This is a genomic window from Tritonibacter sp. SIMBA_163 (assembly GCF_046535935.1).
Taxonomy (GTDB): domain Bacteria; phylum Pseudomonadota; class Alphaproteobacteria; order Rhodobacterales; family Rhodobacteraceae; genus Epibacterium; species Epibacterium scottomollicae.
In genome coordinates this window covers 1-255 of record NZ_JAWJBP010000844.1, presented here as the reverse complement: position 1 = coordinate 255, position 255 = coordinate 1, and the positions used below count along the sequence as shown (strand labels likewise).

General features: G+C 64.7%; 1 pseudogene. It reads left to right on the top strand.

Annotation, left to right across the window (positions count from 1 at the left end):
* Positions 1-255, top strand: a pseudogene (locus R0J92_RS24715) (NADH-quinone oxidoreductase subunit D); the annotation flags it as partial.

Genomic DNA, 255 nt, shown 5'->3' with positions numbered 1-255 from the left:
AGACCTATCTGCAGGCGGTGCCCTATTTCGACCGGCTGGACTATGTCTCGCCGATGAACCAGGAGCACGGCTATGCGCTGGCGGTGGAGAAGCTGCTCGGCCTGCAGGTGCCCGAGCGCGGGCAGTACATCCGGGTGCTGTTCAGCGAGATCACCCGCATTCTCAACCACCTGCTCAACCTGACGACCTTCGCGCTCGACGTCGGGGCGATCACGCCGCCGCTCTGGGGCTTCGAGGAGCGGGAGGTGTTGATGG